Genomic DNA, 21,135 nt, shown 5'->3' on the forward strand with positions numbered 1-21,135 from the left:
TTTTAGTGAATTAAACAATAGTTGAGTGAGGAAGTGGAAGATAAAGAAAAGGCAACTCCACTTTCCGGAGTTGCCTTAATATGACTAATTTACTTCTTAATAATAATCTTGCTTACCTTCTGCTTGTCGTTAATTAAGCTAACGATGTATTGACCTTTAGGTAAATTGGCCATGCTAATACGGTCATTGTTAACAGGAGTTGAAATTACTACCTGCCCTAGCATGTTATACACTTGTGCACTTGTAAATTGCTCGTCACTGTTAATGAATAAATCAGTAGTTACAGGGTTTGGAGCCAAATTAACTTCCACCTCTTTGGTATCATCACCAATGGCTGTTGGTACATCAAATGAAATTGAAGGACGTACATCAACATTGGCATTAGTTAAATCCCTAAACTTAGCCAAAATACTATAAGCATCATTTGGAGTAGATAAAATAACCGTAAACTGGTTTTTCGTACCTAAAATATCATTCACAAAAATATCATTAATGTCCCACTCTACGATTGAGTTGATCATACTTTCAGTAACCGTAACGGCAGCAGCTAGTGGTGTGCGATCGACCATTGCAGTGCGGGTTGACCAAATCATATCATCACCATATAAACCATCGGCATAATCACAATTGATGTTGATCGAAGGATTATCAGTAGGTTGCTTAGGATTACCTGCAAGTGAATACATGTATAATTTCAATTTATAGTTAGTCGCATTTTGAGGAATCCCAGCTCCTGTTAGGTCAAATGCTAAATGAATCTCTTTGGTATAATAAGGTGCTCCAGCTACATCATTGTTTTGATCCCCCCATGTATCGTACTTAACTTCCAAACGAGCAATATCCAATAGTCGATCCCCAGCTTCTTCGAGATACATATCTTTTTCCGGAGCTACATAATTACCAACAATGTCCACCCAAATAGCATCGTCATTTGTACCACCTGTACAACCGTTACCATCAGTAACAGCTACATGAACCTCATTCGTACCAAAAGTAAACGCATCATTCATACTTGAAACAGTTAATGTACTGTTAGTCTCGCCGCTAATGGCAACGCTATTATTGTACCACTGGTAGGCATTAAAACTACTTCCTGCATTTAATGTTGCAGATTCACCTTCACGAATAGTGAAATCATCGCCTAAAAATGGAGCTGCTGGCAACGGATTAACTGTAATAGTTGTATTGATGGTTTGAGTAGCCGAAGCATCATCTGATGTAATAACATCAGTATGCGGGCCTGCCGTGTCGTAGTTTTTAAAAGTATTAGGCCCCACTTGCACCTCATAAGAATCACCATCACAAATTGCCACATTGTTGTTTACTGTCCCATCAGCAATAAATAACACGTGGTATGTATCAATCTTTTCAGCACCACAAGCAGTTGTTGAAACTTCTTCATAGGTACCGGAAGTTGTTACTGTTTCTCCATCAATCACAATTGACGTTCCTTCTACTAATGTTTTTTCGATGGTATTGTATTCAGGGAGACAATTAGACAACACTGAAATATATGGTTTATTACCTGTGCCTGTACCTAAACTATAGAACTTAATCAATGCTGCATTCTCGTCACGGGAACTCATACGAATTGTTAATGCACTTTCTCCTGCAGTCAGGGCCGCATTGTATGCTGTGGTGATGTCCACTTCAACCCAGCCATAAGCTGTATTGTTAGTCTGAACGGTTGCCGCATCTGCAAAACTAGCATCAGGTTCTTGATTATCAAAATTTAAAGTCACATTCCCATCTCCATCTACAGGCAGACCTCCAGCCATCGTTTTAAAGTCTACTGGCCAGTCTCCGGCTGTATTTGAGTTATAGTAATACACATGAAGCTTAACCTGCGTGATATCAACACCACTAACAGGTACTTCTACATATGACACTCTGGAATAGGTAATTGTCTTTGCTTTAACTTCCAGAACAGTTTCTGTGAAAGAGGTGCTTCCTTTCTTAACAAATCCACTTTTCGTGGCTTCAACAATTTGTTGTGCATTTATTTGCATCATTGCAAATACGGCACATAACAAGAGTAAAAATCTTTTTTTCATAATACTGTTTTTTAGTTAGTTAATTATTCTCTTTTGGGGGCTAGTAGCCCGGGTTATTGTTATTTATCAAGTTATTTGTTTGTATTTCAGTGTAAGGTATTGGCCACAAGTAACCTTTTACCGCATCAAAAGAACGTTCGCGGAAACTATAAACTTCATACTTTGGCTGCACATACTCTACTATAAGATCACCATAATCAGCAACTTGTTCTGGTGTAAACACATTATCCATTTGCTCTCTAAAAGCTTCTTCAGACCTAAATATTTTGTTTAAAAAGTAGCTTTCTCGTGAAAGATAACGCATCATACGTGAAGGAATAATCGCATCATTCTCCATTTCAACAATAACATCATCTGTTACCACCCAGTAGAAAAGTAAGTTAGGATCATAGCCCTGGGCATTTGAATAAGCTTCTGTTCCAATATTCCATCGCTTGATATCCAAAATACGAGTACCTTCAATAGCAAACTCTACACGTCGTTCGTGTTTAATAATATTCATCAACTGTTCATGACTTAAACCTGAACCTTCCACGTCTTCCACTTTTGGCATCATCACACTTTGGCGCTGACGCACCTCATTAACCAGTGATTGAATCTCTGCTTCTGCACCTGCACCATCAGTCATACATAAAGCTTCGGCTTTCATCAGAAGCACATCTGCATATCGAAATAAGATAGTATTGGTTCCTGTAGCCTTCTTTCCGCGCAAACCATGTTCAACATCATAGTTGACGTACTTGTTAATTCTTAAACTTGAAAAGTTGTAGGCCTTTTTATTATAAGGAATGTAATATAAAACATCTCCGTTGTTATCATAGCCATTAAAAGAATAGGGTACAGCCAATGTAGCATACAACCTTGGATCTCTGTCTTCAAAAGGCTTTTGTATATTGAAATTAGGATTTGTTTCATCGGCAGGTAATCCTTCTTTCGTGTAATAGGCATTTGCCAGGCTATAATCTGCCATAAATGAACTCCAGGCATAGAAATAAGTTGTCCATGGCTCGGTCAGTTTTTCATCTGTTTTATCAGCCATGTACTGAATATCGAAAATCACTTCACTGTTGTTTTCATTCTCAGGTTTAAATAATCCGGCATAGTCATGGAACAAGAAATAATCACCATCTGTAATGATGGCATCACACATTTCTTTGGTAATCGTATAATCGTAATTATTTAAAGCCACCCATGCTTTCAATGCTTGTGCAGCTCCTTTGGTTGCTCTACCGGTTTCTGTATCCAAACGCCTTGGCAACACAGAAATGGCACTATCCAATTCTGTATAGATAAAATCTATGACATCCTGCTTCGCTGTTCTCTCTCTGTCAGCTCCCTCTATTCCTTCAGGCTCCAATCGCATGGGAGCATCTCCATAGAAATGCACCAAATCGGCATAGAAATAGGCACGTAGGAAACGAGCTTCTGCATCGTATCGGACCCTGTCATCATCGGTCATCGTCACATCTCCTATATAAGTTAAAACAGTATTTGCTCTAAGAATTCCCATATAATTACGGGCCCACTTTCTCTCAGCAAACTGTGAAAACTGGTTATGGCGTTGATCCCAGTATTCAACCACACCCATCCATGATTTATCCATAAAACCATTATCGGTGATAAAGTCAGTGATAATTGGCTCCACATTCTGATAATCCAGTCCAGCCAGCCCCATACCTGTCAATGCTTTATAAGTGCCATTAAGAGCATAAACAATATCATTCTCTGTTTCGAAGACTTCCGGTGACAGAAAGTCTTTAGGGTATCTATTCAGTTCATCCTCACAAGAGCAAAAAAGAACGGCGAATAAAAATGTGTATATAATTGCTTTCATTTTAATGCTTATTTATCTGGTGATTAAAACTTAAGGTTTAATCCAAGTGAATATATTCTGACCTGCGGATGAAAATCAGGGGTAATCTTATTGAATGATTTTTCGGGATCGAAGCCGTCCATTTTACTGAATAAAAAAGCATTTTCGACACTCGCACTAATCTTCAATTCATCCACCCCTATGGCATCAAGATTTGTCAAACGATACGCCAGTTCAATATTTTTTATTCTGAAATAGGAAGCATCTTGAAGGTAATAAGATGAAACGATGTTGGCTCTTTGTGAGTCGTCATAAACTCTTTGGTACTCTTCTGATGGATTATCAAATGACCAATGGTTATTCACCATATCCTTTGAAATATTTCCTCGTCCTCCCCAGAAAGGAGTTACTAAAGCGCCCATAATGTATGCATTAGCTCCTTGCACACCTTGCCCCAGTACATTCAACGAAAACTTCTTATACTCTGCATAAAGGTTAAATGAATAAATAAAATCAGGCTGTGAACTTCCCATAAAGGTGATGTCATCCTCTGTAATTTTACCATCTGGCATACCTTCTTCTCCACTAACATCTTTATATTTAATATCGCCAGGCATTGGACGCCCAAGAATAGCAGATGCATCATCCATTCCTTCTTTCAATACATACAAACGGTCGTAATGTCCAATTGTAGGATCACTGTCGTTTTGCCAAGTAAAATCGTTCACCTGATAGATGCCATCGGCTAACAAACCATAATAGGAACCAAAAGGCATACCCACCTGCGAACGAATAATATCGGCCGGCGGTTGATAGCCAGATACCACATCGTTGTGTGCAACATATTCCAGACCTCCTAAATCAAGTACTTCATTTGTCAAATAGGTCAGGTTAGCACCTGCACTAAGACTCCAATTATTCCAATTTTCATTATACTGAAGCGATACTTCTAAACCCTGATTGGACATAGAGCCCACATTCTGATATGGTTTAGCACTTGTTGCATTTCCTAACCCCAGGGAATAAGGAACATCAATACGACCTAAGATGCCTGTTGTCTTTTTATCAAAGACGTTGGCCGAAACTGCCCATGCATTCATTATAACAGCATCAAAACCAATGTTAGTCTGCTCAGAAACTTCCCAAACAAGGTTATCATTACCTAATAAAGTTGTTCCCGTACCCTGCACCACAGTATTTCCAAAACTGTAATACTCACCGGCATCCATCACATTAAAAGACGGATAATATTCCTTCATTCGTTCATTACCCAATTTTCCCCAAGAGGCTCTGATTTTTAACTCAACTGGAACATCTTCCATGAATGACTCCTGAGATATGCGCCAACCAGCTGAAAAGGAAGGAAACACTCCCCACCTGTTCTCTTCTGAAAATCGCGAACTTCCATCTCGACGAATATTGGCCTCCAATAAATATTTATCTTTATAATCATAGGCTAATCGACCAAAATATGACATGGTTGCCCTTTCATTAATTTGGCCATCGGCTGTTAATGTTTCGGGATCTCCAAATGGGAAATGGGGCTGATTTGCCAATAAGAATTTTATGGAGAACTGGTCTAAATCGTAATCGTAAGTCAGGTATTCATATCCTAATAAAGCACTTACCTTGTGACCATTGAATTTCGTACTATAATTAAGAGTTGTAGTTAATGTTGTAGATACAGTACTACTATTGGTCAATTCATACTTCGAATCAGTTAAGGTAGAAGGTGTATCTTCATCAGGATTACCAGCCAATGCAACTGATGCTAATAACCTTTCTTTATCGTATCGATAAATGGTTTGACCGTATAATACTTTTGCTTTTAATCCCTTAATAGGTTCTAGTTCTGCACTAAATTGATAATTAAAATTGGTACGTTTAATATCTGTTCCACCTCCGGCTTCATTAATAGCATAGTACCTTGCTTTTCCTCCATATAAGCCTGGCTCCCCTGTTTCCGGATCGGTCGCTCGAAGAAATCCAATTGGCGAACTATTAGCATTATAAGCCATCACTGACGCAGTGTTACTTGACAGCTCCTCTTCCTTCTTATTGTAGCCTCCAAAAGAAGCACCTACTCTTAGTTTATTCTTCCAAAACTTACTATTGAGTTTAGCACGATACGTCAGTTTGTCCGCACTAGTACCATACAAAACCCCATCCTGATCAAGATAACCTGCTGTAAATGAAAAGTTATAATTCTTTTGACCACCACTAACCGAGGCATAGTAGTTGTGCATCCAGGCTGGTGAAAAATAAAAATCATATAAATCTACATTCTGTAAACTGGGGTTTGTTCCATTTTTGATTTCCTCCAATTTGTCATCATCATAAGGCACATTGGGAAAACCAGAATTTAAGCGTGCTTCATTTAAGAGCGTAGCATATTCATAAGCATTTGCTACTTCCGGGAAGGTTGTCACCTGTTGAAGTGAACTGGTTACCCTGGCATTTACCTTTAAGCCTGAACTTCCCGTTTTCGTAGTGATAATAATAACACCAGCAGCAGCACGGTTACCATAGATTGCTGCTGATGAGGCATCTTTAAGTACTGACATACTTTCAATATCATTGGGATGAACATCGGACAATTGCCCTTCAATACCATCGATAATCACCAGTGGATCATTACTATTTTCAATAGAAGAGACTCCCCTGATACGTATCTCTGTTTCATCCTGCCCTGGTTGACCAGAATTCTGCGTTACAATAACACCTGATACTTTACCCTGTAGGGCCTGCCCAGCATTAGTAATGGTACGCGTGGCAATATCATCGGTATTAACGCTTTCAACAGCTCCTGTAAGATTAACTTTTTTACGAGAACCATAACCAACGGCAACCACTTCATCCAGTTTCATGATATCGGATACCATATTCACTTCGATGGCTTGACCGGTGACCTTGATTGTTTGTGACTGGTAGCCAATAAATGAAAAGCTTAACGATTTTCCATTCTCAGCTATAATCGTGAATTGTCCGTTTATATCTGTAATCGTACCGGTATTGGTACCTGTGACCATAACAGTAACACCAGGCATCGTTTCTCCATGCTCATCATATACCACACCAGATACATTTTGAGCTAACAACAAGGTGTTGCACGAAAGTATTAATGCGAGTATAAATAGGATTTTTTTCATAGTCTTATTTATTTAGCTTTTTCCAATTACTTGTTTGAACTTCTCCATTTACACCTGTTGCCTTAAGCTGAAACTCAACTTCATTTGCCGAAACAGGTACGGTAAATTCGTAAGGATAAGCATCATCCTTAAAAGTTTTAAATTCATCTTCTTCTTTGATGATTAATTGTACACTTTTAACAAGATCATCATCATCTTCCAGGTACAGATAAAGATTTTGAGTTAATTCACCACAATTCATAATCATGGCTTTGGCTTGTCCCACCTCTGTTTCAACAAAGTCATCTGTCCAGGCATTAGCTGCAGAGAGCATCTGCTCCTGAACTTTCGTGTGAATAATTACACCATCAAAAGAGAGGGATACTTGCCCGTAAGCCGGGACTTCAACAGCAATGCGACCATCTTCCAAAGTCAATACATCGCCATTGGTTAGTTTAATTTCTGCTCCATCTTGAATTGAAACAAGTTCAGGATTGACCTTTACCCAAGTTATTATCGTTTCTCCTGACTGATTTGATAATGCCACATATAGTTTATTATCATTTCTGGCCGAGACATTGTTCAATTCAACAGAACCTGTTTCAATTAATTTTGGCGGCATCCACAACCAAGCTTCTTCGCCATACCAGCTACCCGGTTTGTGACCATAGAACTTATTTTGCAGATACGCATAGCCTTCAATAAACTCAGAAGGGAAGTTGACTTGACCATCCGATTTCACAAAAGCATCTGTTACTAAATAATCGAGCAGCATTGATGCCATCGGCATAATATGGTTATAGTGGAATGAATTCACACTTAAATCCTTGTGAGGACGCAATGGGTAATCTGCCTTTTCGTAAATTGTTGTACGTGCGGTATTGATATGATAGCCCGGGAAGTTTTTATAACGACCAATAATAGTCGACTTAGCTACCTCTTTTAAAAAACTATCCTCAGCATAATAGCCTAAACGCAGCATCCAGGGTGCGTAGTTAGCCATAAATATGGCACGATGACCAGTACTTGTCCCTGATGACTCAGGTGTTAGTCCTATTTCAGATAAGCGCCAGGCCGGTGCCATTTCCTCATCTGCATACATCTGTTTATGTCCCTTCTTATTTAAGTACCAATACATTGGTGCCTTGCCGCCTTCGTTCACCAAAATATCTTCATCTGGAACTTTAGGACTCATCCAGCAAAACATGGTGTAATAACGTGCTCCTTCCTGCGCAGCATTGAGGAATCGTACTTCATTGCTTAGTTCATAAAGTTCCAATAAGTATATCCAGCGAGGTGCAAAACCAGTCCAAAAGAAAAAGCCACCTGCCATAGGATCACTAAAATCAGTCTGTGGGGTCATAACGCGAGCTTCAATATAAGCATCAGCGTCTGCAATGGCTTTTTGTAAATAAGCATCGTCACCGGTAGCCTTGTACATAAACATACTGTTCATCCATGAGTCACCAGCTTCTTCTACATCCAGGTTACGAATTTTACTCGTTTTATATGACTCTTCAGCCAAACCAACCAGAAAAGGCATGTTTTGTCCGAAAATATTATACAATGAAGTTAACTCGCTAACTGGTGCGATTGGTCCATTTAACTTACGTGACGGATGTTGAATCTTTTGTTCTCTATCCAAAGCAAATAGGAACTTCTCACGCGAAATCTGGTATTCCATGGTTGGATAGGCACGCTTTTCATACATCTCCAAATCATCAGTAACCAATGCAATTTCCAATGGGTTTAGCGAAGAAACGTTCTTCACAGCCCCAGGAACATCCGTGGAATAGGCACATCCTTTCAAGCTGTCTATAAACCAGGCATAGTCAGACATGGCGTATTCATTTAAATTCTCAAATGTTTCATTTAAGGTTCCAATGTCATTCTGACGATAATCATGAAAATTAAAGAATTCACGCGCAATGGTTTCGTAATTATCGGTGCAATTACCTTTGCCAGCATATAAAATACTAGTGAAAGTATAAGACTCATTAGTATCCATCTTTGAATCAGCACCACCTAATACAGGTGCAAACAACATGGCCTGAGCTTCTCCATCAGGATTGTGTACTGCAATTCCAAAGCGACTATTATCTAACAATGGTAAGGGCTGGAAAGGAAATTCATCAGGATGAGCAATCACACCGTAAGTTGTACCTTCGATGGTAGTCAGTGCAGATGGTATAGGACATCTGTAAGCTAATGTCATATAGGGACGTTCCGGGAAACGTTTTTCCTGCCAAATCATCGGCTGCCAAATTTCATCAACCTTATCAACTGTTTGCGAAGGTGCATTCATGAAGGCCAAAGAGAAATATCCTTTTTTCAAAGGTTGCATTTCTACCTTAAAGCAGACTTGCCCATCGTCTTCAAATACTTTGGCAATAATTTGGGCATATTCAGTGGCTTTGTAATGTATGAATGCTGTATCGCCCGATTCGCTAATGTCTTCCGGTTCTAATTTTACATTTATACCTGCCTGAAATAGATTAGCCGTGCGCTTCTCATTACTACTTGACAGGATACTATCATCGAAACCATCTCCATGCTGTGCGTCATCTCGCTTTACCTGTGCCAACAAATCTTCCCCCGACAAGGCATTCCAGCTGGCAATGTTATATTTTACATTTTCAATTCCTGAAGGGCGCATTTTTAATTTCGGCGCTTCACTGGCAAAAAGCAATGTGAGCTCACTTCCAAATTTGAGATTTCCCTTTACAATCTCAAAATCCTCGTTTACCTGAACTTTATTGCTGCAGCTTGCAAGCAGTACAATTGCAACAATATATAATAGAGTTTTCTTCATCAATTTAAAATTTCTTTTGCTAACAACATTTAAAGCACTAATTCACTATGACATAAAAACAAAAATCATTACTACAAAAACACTTATTGCTTTCACATTACGTTTTTCTATAACATAACTACTCTTCATTTTCCGACACATCAAATGCAAACACGTGTGCCTTTTGATCGCCCCACGTCCTAATTACTTTTAACTTACAAGCTCTAACCTCTTTTTTAACAGTAAAAAGTTCAATAAAACGCTTTGCATTATCTCTAACTTCAAAAACCTTAGTCCAAACACCACTTTCATCAACAATTTCGATATCAAAGTCACGAAGAAGCATAGCCGGCATTTGCTTAGGTTGACGTCCTTTGGGATATTTACAGAGCATACGCTTATCCATAAACAAATCACTATCAAGCACCAAGCGAAACTTTTTTATCGTCTGTGGCTCCTCCCAGGTGTATGCCACCCAGTCGCCGACATCCCCCCACCAGCCGTGATCTATTTTTTTTACACCGTTATTGCGTTTTCTACCTTCCTCGCTATCCGGATCTAAATCCAAAAAACCATATCTTTTATTCGTCGTATCCCTTTCTGTACCATCGTGTAATATAGATGCATCATCACAAGAAGCGGTCAACTCTGCTTTAAGACTTAATTCAGGTATCTTTCTTGTGTGCCAAGGCAAATAACAGTCTTTTTCCATCAACAATTGCTGCAACTGGGGAATTGCATTCTCATAAACTCCACGTGGACTTAGGTTCTGTTTGATAGCAATACTTGCTGCATGTCCAATCGCATGTCCCATAAGCGAACAGGTTGCCATCACACGGGTAGAACTCATTGCCATATGGCTGGCCGATATATTTCGTCCTGCAAAAAACAGATTATCTATATTGCATGAATATAATGATCGATATGGTATACCATAAGGTGAAGGAGAATGGTTAAAATCTGTTGGGTCACCCTCAAATTTTACACCTTGGGGGTGATGGTTATCCATTGGCCAACCTCCGTATGCGACCATATCATCAAATTTTCCTTCTGCCATCACTTCGCTTTCTATCAAAGTATGGTCACCAACATAACGTATATTTTCCCGTTTACCTGGTAAAGAGCCAATCCAATCAATTTCCCAGTTCTTGGCTCTGCCATCAGGGTGATTTTTGATGTATTCCCATACACCGTAGGCCGTTTTAAGAAGCTCATCCCGTATTTCGTCAGCTTCGGCTATCGTATCCTTTGTACCACCAAATTCCAACCACCAAAAATTATGACCATTTTGCGGATTTAATGCCCGTTTGGGTGCAGTTTCATCCGTATAAGAATGAGCCCAGCTTGGCGCAATAAATGGAACGTGAAGATCTGTCTCTCTAAGCTGGATAAGAATAGAACTCCCCATTGTCTTATCATCAGCTACTTCCTGAGCAAATTTTTCACCATACTCTTCCTTGCTTTCTCTCCCCCAGCGATACTTTGCTCCTGATATTTTTAAAACAGAATCGCCTGAACAGTCAGCAAAAAAAGCTGCAGTAATATCATAGTAACATTGCTGTGTCATATGCCATGCCTTTACAGACTGAATCTTGTTAATTTTAGTGGCAACATCCATAACGCTGCAGTTAAGCATTACAGTCAAATTTTCCTGTTCCATGCATGTTCCGTACAAAACGTGATCCCATTGTGCATATTCCAACATGGGGTTTTCATGAAAATTTTTGAGCATCAACTCTTCCAGGATACCCGTTTCTTTATTATCAGGGCCATCAGCACCACACACCCACATACGCACCTCTGATGAAGCATTGCCTCCTAAAACCGGACGATCTTGCACCAAAACGGTTTTTATACCATTTCGTGCTGCCGACAGCGCAGCACATACTCCTGCCATCCCTCCTCCAACTACACAAAATTCAGCCTGTATAGAATGAGTCTTAAATTCTTTTATTGATTCTTTTCTCATTATTAAGCGAATTATTGATTTTTTTTATTTCTGAAATACATAAAGATTCCAAGAGCCAATATGACTCCTCCAACACTTATTATCAATAAACTTGAACTATCAGCAATAATGCCTAAAACACTTAATAATACACCTACTGCTATAATACCCCAAGACATAACTTTAATACCATGTACATTAGCAGCAGCCGCTTCCGAACTAACTTCCTCCTCTTTGGTCACATGTGGAGTATCCTCTACATATTCTACACCTTTGGCTTTATAGATTGACTCAAACACCACTAATAATGCAATTGGTAAGGCCACGCCCAAAATCATTTCATTAGCGCGTGACAAGGTGATATCAAATAAATGTGGTGCCAGAAATTTCATAAATAAGTTAACAACAAGACTTGCAATGGTCGTGAACAATACTGAAAAGCCAGTTTGTCGCTTCGAGAACAGTGTCCATAAAGGAGGAAGAAACATGGCTGCTCCTGTCAATGATGCGATGGTAAGAATTACATTAACAATACCGCCCATATATGGCACCAACAAAGCAATTCCGATTGTTAAAGCACCAAAACCCAAAGTTGCCAGTTTTCCTATTTTCACAAGGTTCAGATCACTTGTATGAGGAAACAATCTTTTATAAATATCATTTGTAATAACACCAGCTGAGATATTCAATGTGGTATTGATTGAACTGGAAGTTGCAAATACCATTCCTCCTACAATCAATCCAAGCATACCAACAGGCAAAACTGTTTTACACATCAACATATAAGCTTCTTCGCTTTGCAAACCAGTTAAACTTGGGTCAATCACGCGGTAAAGCATTGGAGGTAGCATCCACAACAATGGACTGATGGTATATAAAGCACCAAACATCCAGCCTACCTTTTTAGCTTCCTTTGGTGAAGATACGGTTGTGTAACGTTGTACAAAGGCCCAGTTACTAGCAATAAAAAACAGATTATATAACCCGAACGCCATAAGGAAACCCCATGAGTAGTCTCCACCTGTAAAGTTCAAAAAACCTTCTGGCACTTTGTCAAAGAAGGTACCCATTCCTCCAACGTGATCAATTGAAAGAGGTACCACAATAATAACGGCGGCCAATAGTACAATAAACTGCAATACGCCTGTCACAACTACTGCCCATAAACCACCTACAGCAGTATAAATAGCCATAACAGCACCAATAACGATAATACTATAGGCAGCCGGAATTCCTGACCACACTTCTACAATCTTCGCGACCGGATATAAAAAACCTCCGGCCGTAAAGATTGACACTCCAAGAAAAAGCAATGTATACGTTTTCTGAATCTCTAAACCTAGTCGTTTGGTTATGTATTCAGCTACGGTTAATATTTTTGTTTTTTGCCATTTTGGTGCAATCCAGATTCCAATTATAATTCCCGCAATACACATTGTCCATTGAATGGATACTGACACCAAACCATCAGCATAAGCTATGGCTCCCCAGACAACGAAAGTTCCCGCTGAAAAGAAACTCATAAATAAGGAAAGGCCATTCATCCACCAAGGCACAGCACCGTCTGCCGCAAAGAAGGATTTCATGTTGTTCCCAGATGCTTTCGAGAAAGCTATCCCCGTCAAAAACACGATTAGCATAAAAAGTACGATGGCAAGTATATCTATTGCACTCATTCGATTGTATAATTTTCTTAATTAGTATTTATTTTCGTTACAAAAGAAGCTGATTAAATAGAAGTCCCCAAGAAATTTTTGAAAATATTAATCGAAAATTACCGAGAACGTTTCCGAAAATGATTTTTAAATTTACCATCTAACAGCAGAGTTCCGTAACATTTATTTATTACTCACTAATAGACTCATACAGCCAATTCCGTAATGTACTTTCAGTTTTCAACCTGTCGATTTTCGGAAATACCATTTGCATTTCCGAAAATTTCATCCATATTTGCATATGTATTACAAGTAATTATGAAGCATATTACCATAAAAGATTTGGCCAAAGAGCTTGGAGTTTCAATATCAACAGTTTCGAGAGCACTAAACGACAAATACGATATTAATCCTGCTACGCGTGAGAAAATAATAAGTAAAGCGCAGGAGCTTGGCTATTCACCTAATCCTATAGCACAAAAATTACAGCAGAAGAAAAGCAATAATATAGGCGTTGTAGTACCGGAGTTTCGAAATGCCTTCTTTCCTGATGTCATTACTGGCATACAGGACATTATGCTTCCATTGGGCTACCAGGTACTTATTATGCAATCGAATGAAAATGCAGAAACAGAACTCTCCAATGTCAAAACACTTTATAACAATATGGTGGATGGACTTATCATCTCCTTTAGCTCTGAAACCCATAAAACAAGCTATTATAAAAGCATCATCGATGATGGATTCCCAATTGTGCAGTTCAATCGGGTAATTGCCAAGCTCAACACCTCCAAAGTCTTATTTGATGATTATGCCTGGGCTTTTATGGCTACTGAGCACCTGATTCTTCAAGGGTATAAAAACATCATTCACCTCAAAGGTCCTAGACACCTTACTTTTTCTATTTCGAGAGCTAAAGGATTTGAAGATGCCATGAAGAAACATAAGTTACACACTGGAGATAACCAATTTTATGACTCCGGTGTCACAATTGAAGACGGTAAACGAGTGATGAGTGAGCTTATCGAATGTAATAAACTTCCAGATGCAATTTTTGGTGTAACAGATCCTGTTGCCCTTGGTGCAATGATTGTAATGAAAGAGCATGGTATTCAAATCCCTAAACAAGTTGGTGTTGTTGGATTTTCCGAATCGCGTTTATCAGAGGTAATTCAACCAACCTTGACAACCATCAAGCAACCTACATATGAAATGGGACAGGCAGCTGCTAAACTCTTAATTCAAGAAATAGAAACGAAAATCTCTATTCCGCAGAATATTAAGTTGAGCGGTAGCTTTAAAATTAAGCAATCGTCGGTGAGGATATAAAATATTAGCGCGAATTTTATCATCAAACTCACAATACACTGCACACCTGACACTTAATATATACACCAAAACCCAAGAGCACCTCTTAATCATTGATATTCAATTGTTTATGCTCATTTTCCGATACAGAAATTCTTAAAAATATTACCCAAAACCTCATCGGTATTAATGTGCCCCGTTATCTCTCCTAAGAAATGTAGTACTTCTCGGATATCCTGCGCTAAAAAATCTCCACTAATGCCATTGCTTAATCCTTCTGAAACTCTGAGGATGGCTTCGTAAGACTTTTGGAGTGCCTCATAATGCCTAACATTTGTTACAATCACCTCATCGTTATCAATAGCCGATAGGTTAACTGTCTTTAATAAGGCATTTGTTAACACATCAATATTCAACTGCTGCTTAGCTGAAATAGGTACGATTGTGTCTGTGCTTGATAATTCATGAAAACTATCAATGGCAAATCTCTGTTTGATAATTGAAGCATCAGCTAAATCAGTTTTATTAATAACTACGATAAGTTGCTGATAATCATTTAATCGTTTCTTTATATCACTAATGGCTTCATGAATCTTTTTATCAGGATCGTTAACATCCAACATTAAAAGAACAATGGTGGCTTTGCTTATTTTATCATAGGTTCGTTCAATACCTAGGGTCTCTATCTCGTCTTTTGTAGCACGTATGCCTGCCGTATCAATAAATCGAAAACTAATACCTTCAATATTAATAGTATCTTCAATTACATCGCGTGTTGTACCATGTATGTCTGATACAATGGCCTTATCTTCTTGCAACAAGGTATTTAACAGGGTTGATTTACCTGCATTAGTGTGCCCTACAATAGCAACCGGGATTCCATTTTTTATGGCATTCCCCAGTGAAAAAGAATTCGTTAATTTCTTTAAGAGTGCCTGAATCTCATCAACCAGCTTGGTTAACTCATCACGATTAGCAAATTCAACATCTTCTTCACTGAAGTCGAGCTCTAGTTCAATTAAGGATATGAAATTTAGAAGTTGTGTTCGTAGATTTATCAGCTCATTGGAAAACCCACCTCGCATTTGCTGCAAAGCTACACGTCGGGCAGCTTCACTTCGCGAAGCTATTAAGTCAGCAACAGCTTCGGCTTGTGATAAATCCATTTTACCATTTAAAAAAGCACGTTGTGTAAATTCTCCTGCTGCGGCCAATCGAGCCCCATGCTTAGTCAGTAATTGAAGTATTTGTTGTTGGATATAAGGCGCACCATGACAAGCTATTTCAACAACTTCCTCCCCAGTAAACGAATGCGGTGCTTTGAAAATACTTATCAAAACCTCATCAATATCTTTATCACCATCTGAAATAGAGCCAAAGTGAATTGTATTGGCCTTTTCATTTGCTAATTGCTTTCCTTCTTTTGCAGGAACAAAGAGCTTCTCGCTTATCGCGATTGATTCCTGCCCTGACAAGCGAATGACCGCAATAGCACCCATCCCCTGGGCTGTTGATATCGCACAAATCGTATCTTTTTGACTCTGCATCGTCATCTTGATTATTTTATTAAGGTATTATTTCCTTAGAAAATTGCTGCAAATATAGTTAATTGATTGCATGCATACTTAATGTAAACCTTTTACCTTCGTCTATTGCAATAACTAAAAACCTAAAGCATCGAGCATCTTGACATTTAACTGTCTGTTTCTGCCTACAAAAGGGTGACAATGGATATGAATAGCTGGGTTAAAATTCATCTCGATAATGGAATAATTATCCTTTGATGCAGGCTGCGTAATATCGTTAATCATCATATCTAATCCGGTTACTTTAACATCGAGTGCCTTAGCCGCATTAACAGCTAATTGTTTGTATGATGAATGTACATCATCGGTATAATCAATGCTATCCCCCCCAGTGCTGATATTTGAATTTTCGCGTAAATAAATGGTTTCACCATTAGCTGGAATAGAATCAAAACGAAGTTTTTGCGTTTCTAAAAACATGGACTCAGCCTCTCCTTTTGAAATCTTCTCTAATGGAGTTTTATAACCCTTACCTCGCATTGGATTTTTATTCTTTTCATCAATTAGTTGAGCAATAGATGACTGCCCATCACCCTTCACATTGGCTGGCACACGATGAAGAATCCCAACCAACTCATCGTTGATGATAAACATTCGATACTCCTTTCCACTAATAAATTTCTCTACCAAAATAGTATTATCATGCTCAAACGCCATGGCTATAGCCCGATGATACATTTCCTTATCTGCATTATTTTTTAGAATACTAATACCTAATCCGAAATTGGTAGACTTTGGTTTGATAACAACAGCCTGATTACAATAAAAATCAAAACTTTTTCGAGCGATTTCATCATTTGAAAACTCCTGTCCTTGCGGTGTGTTTATCTCAGCTGATTGGAGTACTTTCTTGGTCATTACTTTGTTTTCCATCAGTAATACACTGGCATAATTATCAAGTGATGTTCGGGTAGCCTGCATTACATACTCAGTCTTTCCTTCGGATGATAGCCGGATGAAATTCTCACTTCTATCCATTATATTCACATTAATACCTCGCAATACGGCGTTACGCATTAAAAGTTGAGTGGAAAGTTCCATATCTTCTAAACCAAAAAAATTGTATGTCTTCTGCCCACTTAAGTTCAAATATTCTTTAGCCTTACTTAAGTTCCAATTGATAAAATCCTGATGCTTTAACTCATTCAACATTCTTCTGGCTGGCCTTCGTTCAGGTTTATCAATCAGATTGCAAAGTTCTCTAAAACTACCTTTGTAAGCCTCATTGAGTATATCATTTGTTGCCAGCTCCATTTCTGCACACAGTTGACTGATTGCCAATTGCATCGACACTTCATTTCCTTCATCTGCAATGATTGTTGCATTTTCATCTAAAATAAAAGATGCAGCACGCTCATGATTGGCAAAAGCACGACGTTGAGCTCGAATATCAAAGGCATTACTTTCTTGTTTTAGGAGACAAAACACCAAAAATTGATGAATAATTCGCGAATGATGAATATCAACACCGGTTTTAACAAAAGGATTTAAGTCCAATAAACGTACTTCTAAATGAGAGATGGCTTTATCTCCATCTATGGATTTTATCCGGATGCTGGCATAATTCTCTTTAGCTTGCGAAATAAGACCTTCTTTTATAGCCTTATCAATACTTTGATGATATCCATTTAAGGAATCGTAATTCAAGCAAAGGTTTTCCTTGTTGCGATACCCGCACATACTGTTTCGCATTGAACCTGCATTCATCAAATGAAACGTATCATCTTTTAGCTTAGGCAACAAATCAACACATTCCTTCACATAGCTTTTGTGCACCACCGGACTGTTGCCCAATAAGGCAATTAAAAACCAACGATAACGTTTAAAATTACGCAGTGTTTTTAAGTACACCTGTTCACGAAATTGTATGTATGTAAATTCAAGGTTATTTTCAGAATTGAACATGCGTTTCAAAACCTGCTCATCAAATGAAACGTTAAAATGAACACCTGATAATAACTGCTTTTTTCGACCATAATTTTCAGCCAGGTAACTTCGGTATTCCTCCATGTCGGCTCCTTTCTCGTCAAACTTTGCAATTGGAATATCATCATCCGAATCGGGTAAAATTGGCGGTGTACTTTGCGGCCATAGAAATTCATCCTTTAGATGCAAACTGACCTCATCGTGCAAAGTCTCAAGAAAACCCAGAGCCTCATCTACTGAATGACGAACTGGCGTTATTATTTCAATCTGACTTTCGGAAAAATCGGTAGTGATATACGGGTGTTTACGTTTATTTCCAAAAACAGCCGGATGAGGCGTTTGTGCTAACTCGCCCTTTGGGTTAACCCTCACATTTTCTTTTTCGAATCCAAAACCACCTTCAAACAATCGTTCATTTCGGTGTTTCGCTAATATCTTATCAATGTTAATTATATCTTCATTCATAGTCATTATCGTTTTAACCAAGTGTTGTTAAGGTAGTAATATGTTGAAGTTACTAATATCCCTCGTAAAAATGTACTGATAAAGATGGCATACCAAATTCCATCAACACCCAATCGATGTGATTGAGATAACCATATTGCCACAGGGACTCGAACCACTGTCATAACAATATTAATGGTTGCCGGATAGCGCGTTTTACCAATACCATTGATAACGCCTGAGCCAATCATTTCGACACACATAAATACTTGCGACCATCCGACAATACGCAAATACGAAGCACCGATGCGCACCGTAGCATCATCCTGTACAAACCATCGCACCATTTCTTCGGCAAACAGTTGAAACAAAGCAGTCATTATAAGTCCAAAGCCAATGGCTATTAACAGGCCGGATTTATATCCACTATTAACCCGTTTATAATCTCTGGCTCCATAATTCTGTCCGGTAAAAGACATGATTGCACCGTTTAAACCGCCTATGGTCATAAAGGTCATTGCCTCTATTTGTAGTCCTATTTTTTGAGCAGCAATGGCATCACTTCCAAATCCAGCTACAATTTTAGCCATCACAATGGCTATTACAGAGAATATCATGTATTGTACTGATGGTGGCAATCCCAGTTTAGCCAAATTGAGCATCTGATAAAATGAAAGATCCCATTTTTTTCGTGCCCCCAAAAATATATAGGATCTCTGCATCAGAAATAGGACGGCCGAAAACAACTGCGCTACAAGCGTTGCAATTGCGGCTCCCAGAACACCAAAATCCAATACAAAAATCAATATTGGATCTAAAACAATATTGATGATGACACCAATAAGTGTAATCTGAAAAGGCTTTTTTGAATCGCCTCTGGCATTACTAATACCAGTAAACAAACGCGTCGTAAAAATAAAGAACAGACCCAATGATGCCATTCTTAAATAGTTGTGAGCCATTGTTTCTGTTTCGGTATTATTAAGTTCAAAAAAGTCGATAAAGTGTACATGACCAATCTGAATTAGCCCAACATAAAGCATGGTGAGCAGTAGCACACCAAGCAGTGCATTAATCGCTGTATTTTGAGCTTTATTTTCTTGCTTGCTACCAATAGCTTGCGATACGGCAATATTGTTACCCACCAGAATAATGGAGGCAAATGCCCATCCCAAATGGAGAAAGAAGCCAGAAGTACCTACTGCAGCAACAGCATTGGAACCCAGCTTACCAACCCACAACATATCAGTAAAATTGTAAGCAAACTGCATAAATGAGGAGCCAATAATTGGAATGGCTAATTTTATGATGCTTGATAAGACAGGGCCTTTCGTTAAATCTTTTTGCATTGATGATTTCAATTACTGCTATGTATAACAACACGGATAGAAAACAGTTGAGTGTTTAGCAACATCCGCTTTTCTTTTCAAGCTTCTTCCCTAGTGAAATCACTTCCAACCATTGTTCACACTCTGGTATATCATTAATTGATAGAATTTTATTATCCACAACCATCATGGGTAATATCTTAGGCCACACAAATACTTGATTATTTGAAGCAACAGTTAATCGCTCACCATTTACTTTTAATAATTGATTGATTGTCTCCAAAAATCCTTCGTCATTTGCACCATTCCATAGTTTCAAATTAAATGTAGCGATACCAACATGGACTTTGGTAAAATCCGCAATTAAATCAGTAATAAGGATAGTATCACCTACACCACTACAATCACAAGTGCAGCCACATTCATTTTGCGACAAATCATTCTTTAATGCGAAAATTTCCACCTTTTTCATTTTTTATAAAAATCTTAATTAAACAGGACATATATGACGGCAATTACCACAGGCACACTTGCTCAGGTTACCAGATTCATTTGCAATTTCGCGAATGGGACATACTCGTAAACACTTGTTACATTTAACACAAATTCCTTCTATTGTTTCATCAGGTTCTATTGATGCATTCGTAACAATTGCACCCAAAGTTGCTGTCAAACCCAAACCTTTCACAACTAACGAGTCAACAGGACTTATCTCGCCTATTCCAGCCTCAATGCCCATTCGAACCAATGACAAGTCATCATAATTACCATCCACCACAAAGGCTTTAAAACCCATATTATGCAAATAATCGAGCACTTCACTTTGTGCGGATATACTTCCAAGGTAATCAGCAAATCCATTCATATCACTGGTCGAATCCTTTTGCCCCTCCGCATACACAATCACAGATTTAAAATCAGACATATACTTAGCTGGATGATTAGAAGCGTTAACTGTATCAAACCGATGGGCATGCGCAATGCCAATACGTTCAAATCCTGCTAAGGTATTTTGTATCGTTTCCTTAATATTATTTGTATCTGCATACATAGTGAATTCAATCTTTATTCACCCTCTAACCTGAATAATTCATGAACCAAATTTAAGAAGAAATGGACTCAATATTTAATTTAAGGAGTCATCTTCAACTGCC

12 protein-coding genes are annotated in these 21,135 nt (G+C 38.5%); 1 reads left to right on the plus strand and 11 read right to left on the minus strand.

The genetic code is table 11. The annotated features are described in order from the left end of the window. Window positions 1-89 precede the first annotated feature (89 nt). The 6 genes from JIV24_RS16815 to JIV24_RS16840 all read right to left on the minus strand — a co-directional run bounded on the left by JIV24_RS16815 (window position 90) and on the right by JIV24_RS16840 (window position 13,410). The gene (locus JIV24_RS16815; RefSeq protein ID WP_200466233.1) at window positions 90-2,054 is read right to left on the minus strand and encodes a DNRLRE domain-containing protein; all 1,965 of its coding nucleotides are present in this window, start codon (window positions 2,052-2,054) and stop codon (window positions 90-92) included. Window positions 2,055-2,094: 40 nt separating this feature from the next. After that, the gene (locus JIV24_RS16820; RefSeq protein ID WP_200466234.1) at window positions 2,095-3,888 is read right to left on the minus strand and encodes a RagB/SusD family nutrient uptake outer membrane protein; all 1,794 of its coding nucleotides are present in this window, start codon (window positions 3,886-3,888) and stop codon (window positions 2,095-2,097) included. Between the two features lie 23 nt (window positions 3,889-3,911). Then, window positions 3,912-7,016, minus strand: a complete 3,105-nt coding sequence (locus JIV24_RS16825) for a SusC/RagA family TonB-linked outer membrane protein (protein ID WP_200466235.1) — start codon at window positions 7,014-7,016, stop codon at window positions 3,912-3,914. Between the two features lie 4 nt (window positions 7,017-7,020). Further along, window positions 7,021-9,807 (minus strand): glycoside hydrolase family protein, encoded by a 2,787-nt coding sequence (locus tag JIV24_RS16830; RefSeq protein ID WP_200466236.1) that lies wholly within the window; start codon window positions 9,805-9,807, stop codon window positions 7,021-7,023. A 118-nt stretch (window positions 9,808-9,925) separates the two neighbouring features. Beyond that, a complete protein-coding gene (locus JIV24_RS16835; RefSeq protein WP_200466237.1) occupies window positions 9,926-11,755 on the minus strand; it encodes an FAD-dependent oxidoreductase in 1,830 nt (609 codons plus the stop codon). 11 nt (window positions 11,756-11,766) lie between these two features. Further along, entirely contained in the window at window positions 11,767-13,410 is a 1,644-nt protein-coding gene (locus tag JIV24_RS16840) for a sodium:solute symporter family protein (protein ID WP_200466238.1), read from the minus strand. Between the two features lie 297 nt (window positions 13,411-13,707). Here JIV24_RS16840 and JIV24_RS16845 point away from each other — a divergent pair, with 297 nt between their 5' ends. Further along, window positions 13,708-14,718: a LacI family DNA-binding transcriptional regulator gene (locus JIV24_RS16845; protein ID WP_200466239.1), complete on the plus strand. Its 1,011-nt coding sequence runs from the start codon at window positions 13,708-13,710 to the stop codon at window positions 14,716-14,718. Window positions 14,719-14,831: 113 nt separating this feature from the next. On the opposite strand, the gene mnmE is transcribed toward JIV24_RS16845, so the two are convergent. From mnmE to JIV24_RS16870, 5 genes are all read right to left on the minus strand, one after another. Continuing rightward, window positions 14,832-16,244, minus strand: a complete 1,413-nt coding sequence (gene mnmE / locus JIV24_RS16850) for a tRNA uridine-5-carboxymethylaminomethyl(34) synthesis GTPase MnmE (RefSeq protein ID WP_200466240.1) — start codon at window positions 16,242-16,244, stop codon at window positions 14,832-14,834. A gap of 114 nt (window positions 16,245-16,358) precedes the next feature. Next, on the minus strand, window positions 16,359-18,674 hold the full coding sequence (gene gshAB, locus JIV24_RS16855; RefSeq protein ID WP_200466241.1) for a bifunctional glutamate--cysteine ligase GshA/glutathione synthetase GshB: 2,316 nt from the start codon (window positions 18,672-18,674) through the stop codon (window positions 16,359-16,361). 5 nt (window positions 18,675-18,679) lie between these two features. Then, on the minus strand, window positions 18,680-20,002 hold the full coding sequence (locus tag JIV24_RS16860; RefSeq protein WP_200466242.1) for an MATE family efflux transporter: 1,323 nt from the start codon (window positions 20,000-20,002) through the stop codon (window positions 18,680-18,682). A gap of 55 nt (window positions 20,003-20,057) precedes the next feature. Then, window positions 20,058-20,453, minus strand: a complete 396-nt coding sequence (locus JIV24_RS16865) for a hypothetical protein (protein ID WP_200466243.1) — start codon at window positions 20,451-20,453, stop codon at window positions 20,058-20,060. Between the two features lie 18 nt (window positions 20,454-20,471). Further along, a complete protein-coding gene (locus JIV24_RS16870) occupies window positions 20,472-21,032 on the minus strand; it encodes a hypothetical protein (RefSeq protein WP_200466244.1) in 561 nt (186 codons plus the stop codon). Window positions 21,033-21,135: the final 103 nt, after the last annotated feature.

The organism is Carboxylicivirga marina (assembly GCF_016612505.1).
GTDB classification, from domain to species: domain Bacteria; phylum Bacteroidota; class Bacteroidia; order Bacteroidales; family Marinilabiliaceae; genus Carboxylicivirga; species Carboxylicivirga marina.